This is a genomic window from Streptomyces sp. NPDC090021 (genome assembly GCF_044748225.1).
In the GTDB taxonomy this organism is placed as follows: Bacteria; Actinomycetota; Actinomycetes; order Streptomycetales; family Streptomycetaceae; genus Streptomyces.
Map to the genome: position 1 here is coordinate 51,669 of NZ_JBIVFO010000001.1, position 13,136 is coordinate 64,804.

General features: G+C 74.8%; 11 protein-coding genes and 1 riboswitch. Of the genes, 9 read left to right on the forward strand and 2 right to left on the reverse strand.

Translation table 11 applies throughout. The features are described 5' to 3' along the window. Positions 1-127: 127 nt before the first annotated feature. Together ACIPXC_RS00285 and ACIPXC_RS00290 are read left to right on the forward strand one after the other, a co-directional pair. On the forward strand, positions 128-1,018 hold the full coding sequence (locus ACIPXC_RS00285; protein ID WP_401611629.1) for a neutral zinc metallopeptidase: 891 nt from the start codon (positions 128-130) through the stop codon (positions 1,016-1,018). A 62-nt stretch (positions 1,019-1,080) separates the two neighbouring features. Next, positions 1,081-1,476 (forward strand): VOC family protein, encoded by a 396-nt coding sequence (locus ACIPXC_RS00290; RefSeq protein WP_386456341.1) that lies wholly within the window; start codon positions 1,081-1,083, stop codon positions 1,474-1,476. Between the two features lie 33 nt (positions 1,477-1,509). On the opposite strand, the gene ACIPXC_RS00295 is transcribed toward ACIPXC_RS00290, so the two are convergent. Beyond that, positions 1,510-2,937, reverse strand: a complete 1,428-nt coding sequence (locus ACIPXC_RS00295) for a hypothetical protein (protein WP_401611632.1) — start codon at positions 2,935-2,937, stop codon at positions 1,510-1,512. Between the two features lie 116 nt (positions 2,938-3,053). Beyond that, on the reverse strand, positions 3,054-4,184 hold the full coding sequence (locus ACIPXC_RS00300; RefSeq protein WP_401611635.1) for an alpha/beta hydrolase: 1,131 nt from the start codon (positions 4,182-4,184) through the stop codon (positions 3,054-3,056). A gap of 309 nt (positions 4,185-4,493) precedes the next feature. Between ACIPXC_RS00300 and ACIPXC_RS00305 the strand changes: the two genes are divergently transcribed. The 7 genes from ACIPXC_RS00305 (at position 4,494) to ACIPXC_RS00335 (ending at position 13,132) form a co-directional block, all read left to right on the forward strand. Further along, entirely contained in the window at positions 4,494-5,762 is a 1,269-nt protein-coding gene (locus ACIPXC_RS00305) for an anion permease (RefSeq protein ID WP_401611638.1), read from the forward strand. 32 nt (positions 5,763-5,794) lie between these two features. Further along, entirely contained in the window at positions 5,795-6,016 is a 222-nt protein-coding gene (locus ACIPXC_RS00310) for a hypothetical protein (RefSeq protein ID WP_046775416.1), read from the forward strand. Positions 6,017-6,173: 157 nt separating this feature from the next. Further along, a riboswitch (cobalamin riboswitch) is annotated at positions 6,174-6,260 on the forward strand. Positions 6,261-6,318: 58 nt separating this feature from the next. Next, the gene (locus ACIPXC_RS00315; protein ID WP_401611641.1) at positions 6,319-7,284 is read left to right on the forward strand and encodes a cobalamin biosynthesis protein; all 966 of its coding nucleotides are present in this window, start codon (positions 6,319-6,321) and stop codon (positions 7,282-7,284) included. Next, positions 7,281-8,801 carry a cobyric acid synthase gene (locus tag ACIPXC_RS00320; protein WP_401611643.1) on the forward strand — a complete coding sequence of 507 codons (1,521 nt, stop codon included), beginning with the start codon at positions 7,281-7,283 and terminating at the stop codon, positions 8,799-8,801. The genes ACIPXC_RS00315 and ACIPXC_RS00320 overlap by 4 nt, the downstream gene beginning before the upstream one ends. Positions 8,802-9,012: 211 nt before the next feature. Then, positions 9,013-11,127, forward strand: coding sequence for a putative cobaltochelatase (locus ACIPXC_RS00325; protein WP_401611646.1), 2,115 nt, complete (start codon positions 9,013-9,015; stop codon positions 11,125-11,127). After that, positions 11,127-11,726, forward strand: coding sequence for a cob(I)yrinic acid a,c-diamide adenosyltransferase (gene cobO / locus ACIPXC_RS00330; RefSeq protein ID WP_401611649.1), 600 nt, complete (start codon positions 11,127-11,129; stop codon positions 11,724-11,726). The genes ACIPXC_RS00325 and cobO overlap by 1 nt, the downstream gene beginning before the upstream one ends. Positions 11,727-11,737: 11 nt before the next feature. Then, positions 11,738-13,132, forward strand: a complete 1,395-nt coding sequence (locus ACIPXC_RS00335; protein ID WP_401612010.1) for a cobyrinate a,c-diamide synthase — start codon at positions 11,738-11,740, stop codon at positions 13,130-13,132. The last annotated feature ends 4 nt before the right edge of the window (positions 13,133-13,136 follow it).

A 13,136-nucleotide genomic window follows, 5' to 3' on the forward strand; every position in this document is an offset into this window, starting at 1 on the left:
GGTCTTCGGGGAGGTGCCGGGGCGTGGATCGGCAGAGCTGGGGCGCGCACCGGTACGAATGGGTCGATACTCACCGCAGGGGCGGTCATGCGGCCGCGCCGGCTTCACGAAGGGAGGGCGGTGCGGGATGCAGTTCGACGACAACGCCGATCTGGACACCTCAGAGGTCAAGGATGTGCGCGGCGGTCGCATCCCGGGCGGGAGGGCCACCATCGGCGGCGGCCTCGTCGGCATCATCGCGCTGATCATGGGCCTGCTCTTCGGTGTGGGGCCGGAGCAGCTGGGGCTGTCCTCCGGGGACAAGGAGCCCGCCCCGGCCGCGTCCTCCGTCAACCAGGTGCAGCAGGCGTGCAGGACGGGGCAGGACGCGAACGCGCGCGAGGACTGCCGGATGGTCGCGGTGGTCAACAGCACCCAGGACTTCTGGCGGCAGGAGTTCACGCGGCGCGGCGGCCGGTACGGACCGGCCTCGACGGTCTTCTTCACCGGCCGGGTGAACACCGCGTGCGGGGCGGCCACCTCGGCGGTGGGCCCCTTCTACTGCCCGGCCGACCGCCAGGTGTACCTGGACCTGGGGTTCTTCAACGAGCTGCGGACGAAGTTCGGCGCGAGCGGCGGCCCCTTCGCCCAGGCCTACGTGGTGGCCCACGAGTACGGCCACCACATCCAGAACCTGACCGGCACCCTCCAGCGGGCCCAGGACGGCCGGCAGGGCGCGGACAGCAACGCGGTCAGGGTCGAGCTGCAGGCGGACTGCTACGCGGGGGTGTGGGCGCACAACGCGACGCGGACCCCGGACGAGTCCACGGGGCGGCCCCTGATCACCCGGCTGACCGACGAGGACATCCGGGACGGGCTGGACGCGGCGGCGGCGGTCGGCGACGACCGCATCCAGGAGAGGTTCCAGGGGCGGGTGACCCCGGAGTCCTGGACGCACGGCTCGGCCGAGCAGCGCCGGCAGTGGTTCTACCAGGGTTACCGGACGGGCGACATGGCCCAGTGCAACACCTTCCGCTGACCGTCGGCGACGCCTGCCATGCTGTGTGACGCGGGTCACCGTCACGAGAGGGAGTGATCGTCATGGCAGGCGTTCCGTCCATCTGTCCCACGCTGGTCTACCGCGACGCGAAGGCGGCCATCAAGCTGCTGACCGAGGCCTTCGGCTTCAGCCAGGTCGCGGTGTACGAGGGGGACGACGGCTCGGTGGTGCACGCGGAGCTGGCGTACGGCAACGGTGTGGTGATGCTGGGCAGCACGGGCACCGGCGGGGCCTTCGACAAGGCCATGGAGGGCGCCGGGCCCGCGGGCGTCTACGTGGTGGTCGACGACGTGGACGCCCACCACCTGAGGGCGGTCGAGCACGGTGTGGAGATCCTGATGGGCCCCACCGACCAGGACTACGGCTCCCGCGACTACATGGCCCGGGACGGTGAGGGCAACATCTGGAGCTTCGGCACCTACGCGCCGCAGGCCTGAGAACCCGCGGCGCGTACGCGCGTAGCGCCGGGGTCAGGCGCCGCCGGTGTGGACCTGGAAGGCGGCCCGGCGGACCGCCTTGGCCAGGGCCGGGTCGGGGTGCGCCGCGGCCAGCGCGACCAGGACCTGGACGGTGCGCGGATGGCCGACCGCACGGACCTCGTCCAGCAGCCGGGGGACGGTGGTGCGGACGGCCGAGTCCAGGTGGCGGGCCAGCAGATCGGCCTCGCCGTGGTCGGCGATGGCTGCGGCGGTGTCCACCCAGAGCCAGGTCGACTCCTCCGCGGTGAGCACGTCCTGCGCCTCGTCGGGGTCGACCCCGTCGTGCTCGGCGAGCCAGAGCAGCGCGTACGGGCGCAGCGCGGGCTCGCGCACGGTGGCGCGCACCTCGGGCTCGGCGGGCGCGCCCACCACGCGCAGCGCCTCGAAGGCCAGGCCGCGCAGCAGGGCGTCCTCGCCGCGGGCGGCCTGGAGGAGTTCGGCGACGGCGTGGCCGACCGGCCGGGCGGCGAGCCAGGCCTGGTACTCGGCGCGGGCCGGGCCGGGGGTGAGCCGTGCGCAGCCGTGCAGCATGGCGGCGGCGGACTGCTCGATGTTCCCGGCGGGGCTCTGTGCCGCGACGCAGATCTGCTCCAGCTTGACCCATACGGCCCAGCTGCCGAGCGGGGTGAGGGTGGCCCGGGCGGGTCCGAGGGTGACGGCGTCCACGGCGGCGAGGCCACCGAGCGCCCAGCGCAGCAGCCGGGCGAGCGGAACCGGCGGGGCCTCGGCGCAGGGGGCGGCCGCGGCCGTCCGGGCCGCCGCGGGCTCCGCCTCGTAGGGGATCTCGCAGCGCTCGTCGCGCAGTTCGGTGACGCGCTGCCCGAGCAGGTCGAGCAGGTCGGGGACGGTCACCGGGCCCGCGGACAGCTGGAGCAGGGAGAGCAGCTGGGGCATGGCCTCGACGACCTCGGCGACGACCGCGGGGGCGATGTCGGCGGGGGCGGGGTGGACCAGCGACCAGGCGTCGAAGAGGGCGACCCAGCCGCGCAGTACCGCGGTGTCGTCGCGGTCCCAGGCGCGCAGCCGCCAGCCGGGCCGGGCGTGGCCTCCGTGCACCTCGACGAGGCCGGCGAGGCGGGCGCGGTCCCAGCCAACGCGGATCTGGCCGTGCGTGAGGCCCAGTTCGGCGGCGGCACGTTCGACGTCGGCGGCGGGCAGGGCTCCCGTCGGGGCGGGCCGGCCCCCGTCCACCGCGCCGAGGTTGCGTTCGGCCCAGCGGGTCAGGCGTACGGCGTCCGCCAGCGAGGCCCTGGCCCGGTTCGCGAGGTCGGCGGTGGCCGGGGTGCCCGCGGGGGGCCGCGGGGCGGGGCGGGTGCGTCGGTCGGTCACCGCCTTGCGCGCGGTGGCGACGGAGCGCGGGGAGACGAGTCGGAGTCTGGAGTCGCGAGCCAACTGCTCATCAGGCTTTCGGGACGTCACGGAAGCAGTCTCGCCCGTCACTGGCCGAAAGCCCAAACGGAATCGGCTCCTTCCACCCCCGGCCCGGGGGCAGACCGGGACAAGCCGCCCGCAGGGCCCGCTCCGTCACACGGCCTTCACATCAAAGGGGTGAGGAAGCGGCGCAGGGCTTCCTCGTAACCGGCGGGATCGGCGTTCCACATCGCCCCGTGCCCGGCCTGCCGCACCGTGTGCAGGGTGACCAGGTCGGGGCGGGCGGCGGCGAGCCTGCGGGAGGGTTCCCACGGGGCGAGGGCGTCGTCCGGGCCGTGGAAGACCAGTACGGGGACCCGCAGCGCTCCGGGGTCGGCGCCGGGCGGGAGACGGTCGGCGCGCAGTCCGGCGCGGCTCTCGGCGGCCCGTACCGCCAGCGGCAGCACGGGAGCCGGGGTGCGGCGCGCCGCGACGAGTGCGCGCAGGGTGGCGTGCCGGTCGAGCACGGGCGAGTCCAGGACCAGGCCGGCGATCCGGTCGGCGAGCGCCGAGCGCTCGACGGCGCGCAGGGCCATGGTCGCGCCGGTGGACCAGCCGTGCAGGACCACCCGCCGGGCGCCGTAGCGCAGGGCGTAGCGGATGGCGGCGTCCAGGTCCCGCCATTCGGATTCGCCGAGGTGGCCGAGGCCGTCGGGGGGTTCGGGGGCGCCGAGGTCGCCGCGGTAGCCGAGGTCCAGGACGGGCAGCCGGTGCCGGTGCAGGAAGGGCATGACCACCATGGGGTGCTCCCGCCCGGACCCGAGTCCGTGCACGGTGATCACCCAGGTGTCCCGGGCGGCGGGGACGAACCACGCGGGGAGCGCGCCGAGCTCCCCGGGGATGTCCACGTCGGCGTGGTCGAGCCCGAGCGCGGTGCGCGGGTCGCCGATGTGCACCTGGGGGGTGAGGGTGACCCGGGTGCCGGGGGCCAGGCTGCCGTGGGTGACGGCGAGGAGCCTGCGCACGACGGTGTCCGGGCCGTGTTCGGCGTCCGGGAGGACGGGCCCGACGACGGCGTGCGCCCCGGGCGCGGCCAGGCCGTAGGTGCCGGGGCGCAGGGAGGCGAGCGAGCGGGTCAGCGCGATCCTGCCGTCGCCCGCGGAGTGCACGCTCAGCCGCGGTCCGCCGGGGAGGGGCGTACCGGGCCGGGGGCGCAGGGCGGCGTCGGCGGCGTACCGGCCGGCCGCCACGGCGGCCGCGCCCGCGCCGATGAGGGTGGTGGTGACGGCCGCTGCCGCCGCAGTAACGGTACGCACCGTTCCAGTTTCGTCGCACAGAGTCCGGAGAGCCACCGGAGGGGATCCCTCCGGGTCTACGCGGGGAGAGTGATCTGGGTCTCTTTCCAGGGGCGCCAGGGGTGGCGGCGGGCGCCGCCGGGGACACGCGGAGGCGCGCATTCACCCGGCTTTGGCCTGCACTTACGCCGAAATCTACGTAAGAATCAGGACGAATGTCCCGATCGCGCCCCGTGCCCGTACACCGCTCCGCCGGAGTCAGTTCACCTTCTGTTCATCCAGGTTGCCTAGGTTCGCCGAGCCACTGACGCCAAACAGAAGCCTGGGTAAATGGAGCACATAACGCTTCTCCTCGGGATCGTGATCATCACCGCTCTCGTGTTCGACTTCACGAACGGTTTTCACGACACGGCCAACGCGATGGCCACCACCATCTCGACCGGCGCCCTCAAGCCCAAGACCGCGGTGGCCATGTCCGCCGTGCTCAACCTCGTCGGCGCGTTCCTGTCCGTGGAGGTCGCCAAGACGATCTCCAAGGGCCTGGTCAACGAGGAAGGCATCCAGCCAGAGGTGATCTTCGCCGCGCTGGTCGGCGCGATCCTCTGGAACCTCGTCACCTGGCTGGTCGGACTCCCGTCCAGTTCCTCCCACGCCCTGATGGGCGGCCTGATCGGTGCCGCGGTCGCCTCCGCCGGCATCGGCGCGGTCAACGGCGGGGTCGTCGTGACCAAGGTCCTCATCCCCGCGATCGCCGCGCCGCTGGTCGCCGGCATCGCCGCGTACCTGGCCGCCAAGCTCACCTACAAGCTGGGTGACAAGGTCGGCGAGAAGACCTCCGCCAAGGGCTACCGCGCCGGTCAGATCGCCTCTGCCGGTCTGGTCTCCCTCGCGCACGGCACCAACGACGCGCAGAAGACGATGGGCATCATCACGCTGGCCCTCATCGCCGGCGGCGCGCTGGCGCCCGACGCGAACCCGCCGGTCTGGGTCATCGTCTCCGCCGGTCTGGCCATCGCGCTCGGCACCTACCTGGGCGGCTGGCGCATCATCCGCACCATGGGCAAGGGCCTGACCGACCTGCAGCCGCAGCAGGGCTTCGCCGCCCAGACCTCGGCCGCGTCCGTCATCCTCGCCTCCTCGAACCTGGGCTTCTCGCTCTCCACCACCCACTCGTGCTCCGGCGCGGTCATGGGTGCGGGCCTGGGCCGCAAGGGCGGTGTGGTCCGCTGGTCCACCGCGACCCGCATGTTCGTCGCCTGGGGCCTGACCCTGCCGGCCGCGGCGCTGGTCTCGGCCGGTGCCGAGCTGGTCATGCGCGTCGGTGACATCGGCATCGCCGCCGTCACCGTCTTCCTGGTCGGCTCCTGCCTGGCCATCTGGCTCATCTCGCGCCGCCAGGTCGTCGACCACCACAACGTCAACGACGTCGAGCAGGCGGACGCCGCGGCACCGGGCGTCGTCACCACGGCCATCGCGGCCGTCACCGTCCCGCCGACCGTCGCCGCGGCCGGCACCACCGCCGCCGTCACGGACGAAGACCTCAAGGCCACCATCCCGGCCGCGACGCAGACCCCGGCGGCTCCGGCCGCCACGGTCTGACCGAGACAGAGACACACAGAGGAATCGGCAGTATGAAGATCGACTGGGAAGCGCTCGGCTCCGTCTTCGGGGTCAGCCTCTTCGCCACCGTCGCCCTCGTGGCCCTGTTCACCCTGGGCCTGGTGGGCCTGTCCAAGCACGAGGCCGCCACCGAGCAGGGCGGCAGCGCCACCCTGGCCCGCAGCGGCGCGTACCTGTGCTTCGCGCTCGTCACGGCGGCCGTGACGTACGGGATCTACCTGATCGTCGCCTGATCCCCCGCAGCAGCGCGGGCACGGCGTGAAAGCCCCCTCCGGGTTCGTCCCGGAGGGGGCTTCCGCATCTCCGGGCCCGGCCGCACCGCAGGTCAACGGCGAGTTGACGGGCCTTCCGGCTGCGTGGTGGACTGCCCGAGCCAATACGGCGGCATGGAGAGGAAGTCCGGTGCGAATCCGGCGCGGTCCCGCCACTGTCACCGGGGAGCGCACGCCGCGCGTGCGTCCCGGGAGCCAGGAACTCTCGCCGCCGGACACGTCGAACCAGGGCGCGGACCCTGAGTGAGGACATACCTGCCACCATGCGTGCCGATCGCGTTTTCGCGTACGGCGCCACGGCGGGCCTGATCGGCGACCGGATCCTCGGTGATCCCCGCCGCGGGCACCCCGTGGCCGCCTTCGGACGAGCCGCCGCCGCAGTCGAGCGCTCCCTGTGGCGTGACGACCGCGCCCGCGGCGTCCTGCACACCCTGCTGTGCGCCGGGGGCGCGGCCGCCGTCGGTGCGCTGGGCGCCCGCGCCGTGCGCTCCCGCCCGGCAGCCGCCCGTATCGCCCTGACCGCCGCCGCCACCTGGGCCGTCGTGGGCGGCACCTCGCTGGGCCGTGAGGCCCGTGCCATCGGCGGCGCGCTCGCCGTCGGCGACGTCGAGGTGGCACGCGAGCGGCTGCCGCACCTGTGCGGCCGCGACCCGCACTCCCTGGACGGGCAGCAGATGGCCCGGGCCGTCGTGGAGTCCGTCGCCGAGAACACCTCCGACGCCGTGGTCGGGGCCCTGGTGTGGGGCGCCGTCGCCGGGGTCCCCGGACTGCTGGCGTTCCGCGCCGTCAACACGCTGGACGCGATGGTCGGCCACAAGTCCCCCCGCCACTTGCGCTACGGCTGGGCGTCGGCCCGGCTCGACGACCTCGCCGGGTGGCCCGGAGCCCGGCTGACGGCCCTGGCCGCCGTGGTGGCCGGCCCCGACCGGCGCGGGGCCGTGCGCGCCTGGCGCGCGGACGCCGCCGCGCACCCGAGCCCCAACGCCGGGCCCGTGGAGGCCTCCTTCGCCGGGGCGCTCGGCGTCAGACTGGGCGGAACCCTGGCTTACGGCGGCCGGGTCGAGCACCGGGCCGTGCTGAACGGCGCGCAGGGGCGGCCGGTGGAGGTCGCGGACATCGAGCGCGCGGTACGGCTGTCACGCCGGGTGACGTGGCTGGCCCTGGGCGCCTGCGTGGCCGCCCGGCTGCTGGTGGGACGAGTACGAGGGGTACGAGGGGGACGCGCATGAGCGGCACGAGGCGCGGCGGCGGACTGCTGGTCGCCGGTACGACGTCGGACGCGGGCAAGAGCGTGGTCACGGCGGGCATCTGCCGCTGGCTGACCCGCCAGGGCGTGAAGGTGGCGCCCTTCAAGGCGCAGAACATGTCGCTGAACTCCTTCGTCACCCGGGAGGGCGCCGAGATCGGCCGCGCCCAGGCGATGCAGGCCCAGGCGGCCCGCGTGGAGCCGACCGCGCTGATGAACCCGGTGCTGCTCAAGCCCGGCGGCGACCGCAGCAGCCAGGTGGTGCTGCTGGGCAGGCCGGTGGGCGAGATGAGCGCCCGCGGCTACCACGGCGGGCGGCAGGAGCAGCTGCTCGGCATCGTCACGGACTGCCTGGAGCAGCTCCGGGGCACGTATGACGCCGTGATCTGCGAGGGGGCCGGCAGTCCGGCCGAGATCAACCTGCGCCGGACCGACATCGTGAACATGGGCATCGCGCGGGCCGCGCGCTTCCCCGTGGTCGTGGTCGGCGACATCGACCGCGGCGGGGTCTTCGCGTCCTTCTTCGGGACGACGGCACTGCTCTCCCCCGAGGACCAGGCGCTGATCGCCGGCTACCTGGTCAACAAGTTCCGCGGCGACGTGTCGCTGCTGGAGCCGGGCATGGAGATGCTGCGGGGGCTGACCGGGCGGGCGACCTACGGGGTGCTGCCGTTCCGGCACGGGCTGGGCATCGACGAGGAGGACGGCCTGCGGGTCTCGCTGCGCGGCGCCGTGCGCGAGTCCGTGGTGGCGCCGCCCGTGGGCGAGGACGTGCTGCGCGTCGCCGTGTGCGCGGTGCCGCTCATGTCGAACTTCACCGACGTCGACGCGCTCGCGGCCGAGCCCGGGGTCGTGGTGCGCTTCGTGGACCGCGCCGAGGAACTCGCCGACGCGGACCTGGTCGTCGTACCCGGCACCCGGGGCACGGTGAAGGCCCTGGCGTGGCTGCGCGCACGCGGACTGGCCGACGCGCTGGCGCGACGGGCCGCCGAGGGCCGGCCCGTCCTGGGCATCTGCGGCGGTTTCCAGGCCCTGGGTGAGCACATCGAGGACGACGTCGAGTCGAAGGCCGGCTCGGTCGAGGGCCTGGGCCTGCTGCCGGTACGGGTGCGCTTCGCGCGCGAGAAGACCCTGGCCCGGCCCACCGGGACCGCGCTCGGCGAACCGGTGGACGGGTACGAGATCCACCACGGGGTGGCCGAGGTGCTCGGCGGCGAGGCGTTCCTGGACGGGTGCCGCGTCGGCGCGGTCTGGGGCACGCACTGGCACGGCTCGCTGGAGTCGGACGGCTTCCGCCGGGCGTTCCTGCGGGAGGTGGCGGCGGCCGCCGGGCGGCGGTTCGTCCCGGCCCCGGACACCTCGTTCGCCGCGCTGCGCGAGGAACAGCTGGACGTGCTGGGCGACCTGATCGAGGAACACGCCGACACGCACGCGCTGCTGGGCCTGATCGAGACCGGCGCCCCCACCGGCCTGCCGTTCCTCCCCCCGGGCGCCCCGTGACGGGCCGGAAGCCGGTTGTCCGCACCGGGTGCCGGAGCGACAGGGGGCGCGCCGCCCGCGCTGTCGCGGGGACCACTCAAGCCGCTCGATCAGGTACTCGTGCGGGAGCGGGCCGTCCCCGCCGGTGCGGGCAACAGGTACCGAGCCCGGCGAACCGTCGGAACGACGGCACCGACGTCCATCGCAAGCCACTCGAAGGAGCGACCGTTTCATGAGCAGCGCCCACTTCCCGTTCTCCGCCGTCGTCGGGCAGGACGACCTGCGGCTGGCGCTCCTGCTGAACGCCGTGAGCCCGGCGGTCGGCGGGGTGCTCGTGCGCGGCGAGAAGGGGACCGCCAAGTCCACCGCCGTGCGCGCGCTCTCCGCGCTGCTGCCGGCCGTCGACGTCGTGCCCGGCTGCCGGTTCTCCTGCGCGCCCGCCGCGCCGGACCCGGGCTGCCCCGACGGTCCGCACGGGTCCGGCCCCGGCGGCGCCCGGCCGGCCCGCATGGTGGAGCTGCCCGTCGGCGCCTCCGAGGACCGTCTCGTCGGCGCCCTCGACATCGAACGGGCCCTCGCCGAGGGCGTGAAGGCCTTCGAGCCGGGCCTGCTCGCCGACGCCCACCGCGGCATTCTCTACGTGGACGAAGTGAACCTGCTCCATGACCATCTGGTGGATGTCCTTCTCGACGCCGCCGCGATGGGCGCCTCGTACGTGGAGCGCGAGGGCGTCTCCGTCCGGCACGCGGCCCGCTTCCTGCTCGTCGGCACCATGAACCCGGAGGAGGGCGAGCTGCGGCCGCAGCTCCTCGACCGCTTCGGTCTGACCGTGGAGGTCGCCGCGTCCCGCGAGCCCGCCCAGCGGGTGGAGGTCGTCCGCCGCCGCCTCGCCTACGAGGACGATCCCGCGGGCTTCGCCGCCCGCTGGTCGGGGGACGAGAACGAGGTCCGCGCCCGGGTCGTGGCCGCGCGGGCCCTGCTGCCGCAGGTCCGCCTCGGGGACACCGCGCTCCTGCAGATCGCCGCGACCTGCGCCGGCTTCGAGGTCGACGGCATGCGGGCCGACATCGTGATGGCGCGGACCGCGACCGCGCTGGCCGCCTGGGCCGGACGGACCACCGTGCTGAAGGAGGACGTGCGCCAGGCCGCGCTGCTCGCGCTCCCCCACCGGCGCCGCCGCAACCCCTTCGACGCGCCGGGCCTGGACGAGGACAAGCTGGACGAGATCCTCGACCGGTTCCCCGACGAGGACCCGCAGGACGAGACCGAGCCGGACCCGGACCCTGGCCCCGGGCCCGAGGGTCCCGAGGGCGGCCCGGACGACGACGGGGGCGGCCCCGACGGCGGCGGCGGGGTGCCGCCGCAGGGCGGCGGTGCCCAGGACGCCCAGCCCCCGGCCCAGACCCCCGACCCCCCGGCGCGGTCCCCCGAGGAGGCCCCCCAGCCCTCCGCCCAGGAGGCCGGCGGGCCCGAACAGGCCGCCGTACGGGCCGACGAGCCGTTCCGCACCAGGATGCTGAGCGTGCCGGGGCTCGGCGAGGGCGCCGCCGGGCGGCGTTCGCGCGCCCGCACCGCCCACGGCCGGACCACCGGCGCCCAGCGTCCCCGCGGCCAGCTCACGAAGCTGCACCTGGCGGCCACCGTGCACGCCGCCGCCCCGCACCAGAGGGCGCGCGGCCGGGCCGGGCGCGGCCTGGTGGTCCGCAAGGACGATCTGCGCCAGGCCACCCGGGAGGGCCGCGAGGGCAACCTCGTCCTCTTCGTGGTCGACGCCTCCGGCTCCATGGCCGCCCGGCAGCGGATGAGCGCGGTCAAGGGCGCCGTGCTGTCGCTGCTCCTGGACGCCTACCAGCGCCGGGACAAGGTCGGCCTGGTCACCTTCCGCGGCGCCGCCGCCGAGCTGGCGCTGCCGCCGACCTCCTCGGTGGACGCGGCCGCCGTCCGGCTGGAGAAGCTGCCCACCGGGGGCCGCACCCCGCTCGCGTCCGGGCTGCTGAAGGCCCACGAGGTGCTGCGGATCGAGCGGTTGCGGGATCCGAGCCGCCGCCCGCTGCTGGTCGTGGTCACCGACGGGCGGGCCACCTCGGCCGGTGCCCTCGGGGGCGACCCGCGGGAGCTGACGACGCGCAGTGCCCGGCTGCTGGCCGCCGACGGGGTCGCGTCGGTCGTCGTGGACTGCGAGTCGGGGCCGGTCCGGCTGGGACTGGCCGGGGCGCTGGCAGCCGACCTCGGCGGTCCGGCCGTCACCCTCGACGGGCTGCGGGCCGATGCGCTGGCCGGGCTCGTGAAGGACGTACGTACCGCAGTGACCACTTCCGCTTCCCACACCACCAGGAGGGCCGCGTAATGCCTCAGGGACAGCCGTCCGTCGTTCCGGACGACGGACTCACCACGCGCCAGCGCCGCAACCGTCCGCTCGTCTTCGTCCACACCGGACCGGGCAAGGGCAAGTCCACGGCGGCCTTCGGGCTGGCGCTGCGCGCCTGGAACCAGGGCTGGCCGATCGGGGTGTTCCAGTTCGTCAAGTCGGCGAAGTGGAAGGTCGGCGAGGAGAACGCGCTGAAGGTGCTCGGCGCCTCTGGCGAGGGCGGCACCGTCGTCTGGCACAAGATGGGCGAGGGCTGGTCCTGGGTCCAGCGGGACGCGCAGCTCGACAACGAGCAGGCGGCCAGGGAGGGCTGGGAGCAGGTCAAGCGCGATCTGGCCGCCGAGACGCACAAGCTGTACGTGCTCGACGAGTTCGCGTACCCGATGCACTGGGGCTGGATCGACGTCGACGAGGTCATCGAGGTGCTCCGCAACCGTCCCGGCAGCCAGCACGTGGTGATCACCGGCCGCAACGCGCCGGAGAAGCTGGTGGAGTTCGCGGACCTGGTCACCGAGATGGCCAAGGTGAAGCACCCGATGGACACCGGCCAGAAGGGCCAGAAGGGCATCGAGTGGTGACCTCGTTCGACATGCCCCGGCTGGTGGTCGCCGCGCCGTCGTCCGGCAGCGGCAAGACCACCGTGGCCACGGGCCTGATGGCGGCCTTCGCGGAGCGCGGCCTCGCCGTGTCCCCGCACAAGGCCGGGCCCGACTACATCGACCCCGGCTACCACGCGCTGGCCACCGGCCGGCCGGGCCGCAACCTCGACGCCTTCATGTGCGGGCCGGAGCTCGTCGCCCCGCTGTTCGCGCACGGGGCGGCGGGGTGCGACCTGGCCGTGGTCGAGGGCGTGATGGGGCTCTACGACGGGGCCGCGGGCCGGGGCGAGCTGGCGTCGACGGCGCAGGTGGCGAAGTTGCTGCGGGCGCCGGTGGTGCTCGTGGTCGACGCGTCCTCGCAGTCGAGGTCGGTGGCGGCGCTGGTGCACGGCTTCGCGTCCTTCGACCCGCAGGTGCGCCTCGGCGGCGTGATCCTCAACAAGGTCGGCTCCGACCGGCACGAGGTGATGCTGCGGGAGGCCCTGGAGGAGGCGGGGATGCCGGTGCTCGGGGTCCTGCGGCGGGCTCCCCAGGTGGCCACTCCCTCACGCCACCTGGGACTGGTGCCGGTGGCCGAGCGGCACGCCGACGCGCTGGCCGCCGTCGCGGCGCTGGCCGAGCAGGTGCGGGCGGGCTGTGACCTGGACGCGCTGATGGCGCTGGCCCGGACGGCCCCGCGGCTGTCCTGCGCCCCGTGGTCGCCGGCGGCCGCACCGACGGGCAGCGGGGGCGCCGCACCGCAACGACGGCCCGTCGTCGCCGTCGCCGGCGGGGCCGCGTTCACCTTCTCGTACGCCGAGCACGCGGAACTGCTCACCGCCGCCGGGGCCGAGGTCGTCACCTTCGACCCGCTCCGGGACGAGGTGCTGCCCGAGGGGACCGCCGGCCTGGTGATCGGCGGCGGCTTCCCCGAGGTGTACGCGCCCGAACTGTCCGCCAACGAGGCGCTGCGCGGGGCGGTCGCCGCGTTCGCGGCGGCCGGAGGTCCGGTGGCGGCCGAGTGCGCCGGACTGCTGTACCTGGCGCGGTCGCTGGACGGGAAGCCCATGTGCGGGGTGCTCGACGCGGACGCGCGGATGTCGGAGCGGCTCACCCTGGGGTACCGCGAGGCGGTGGCGGTGTCCGACAGCTCGCTCGCGGCGGCCGGGACCCGGCTGCGCGGGCACGAGTTCCACCGGACGGTGATCGAGCCGGGCGCCGGGGCCGCTCCGGCGTGGGGGTTCACGCACCCGGAGCGCAGGGTCGAGGGCTTCGTCCGGCGGGGCGTGCACGCCAGTTACCTGCACACGCACTGGGCGGCGGAGCCGTCCGTCGCCCGCCGTTTCACCGAGGCCGCGGCCACGTGGACGGCGGCCGTGCGGGATGCCGCGGCAGCACGGCCGTGAACCC

Excerpts from the sequence above, each read along its gene's own strand:
- ACIPXC_RS00285 (WP_401611629.1), top strand. The coding sequence starts at position 128 with ATGCAGTTCGACGACAACGCCGATCTGGACACCTCAGAGGTCAAGGAT.
- ACIPXC_RS00290 (WP_386456341.1), top strand. The coding sequence starts at position 1,081 with ATGGCAGGCGTTCCGTCCATCTGTCCCACGCTGGTCTACCGCGACGCG.
- ACIPXC_RS00305 (WP_401611638.1), top strand. The coding sequence starts at position 4,494 with ATGGAGCACATAACGCTTCTCCTCGGGATCGTGATCATCACCGCTCTC.
- ACIPXC_RS00310 (WP_046775416.1), top strand. The coding sequence starts at position 5,795 with ATGAAGATCGACTGGGAAGCGCTCGGCTCCGTCTTCGGGGTCAGCCTC.
- ACIPXC_RS00315 (WP_401611641.1), top strand. The coding sequence starts at position 6,319 with ATGCGTGCCGATCGCGTTTTCGCGTACGGCGCCACGGCGGGCCTGATC.
- ACIPXC_RS00320 (WP_401611643.1), top strand. The coding sequence starts at position 7,281 with ATGAGCGGCACGAGGCGCGGCGGCGGACTGCTGGTCGCCGGTACGACG.
- ACIPXC_RS00325 (WP_401611646.1), top strand. The coding sequence starts at position 9,013 with ATGAGCAGCGCCCACTTCCCGTTCTCCGCCGTCGTCGGGCAGGACGAC.
- cobO (WP_401611649.1), top strand. The coding sequence starts at position 11,127 with ATGCCTCAGGGACAGCCGTCCGTCGTTCCGGACGACGGACTCACCACG.
- ACIPXC_RS00335 (WP_401612010.1), top strand. The coding sequence starts at position 11,738 with ATGCCCCGGCTGGTGGTCGCCGCGCCGTCGTCCGGCAGCGGCAAGACC.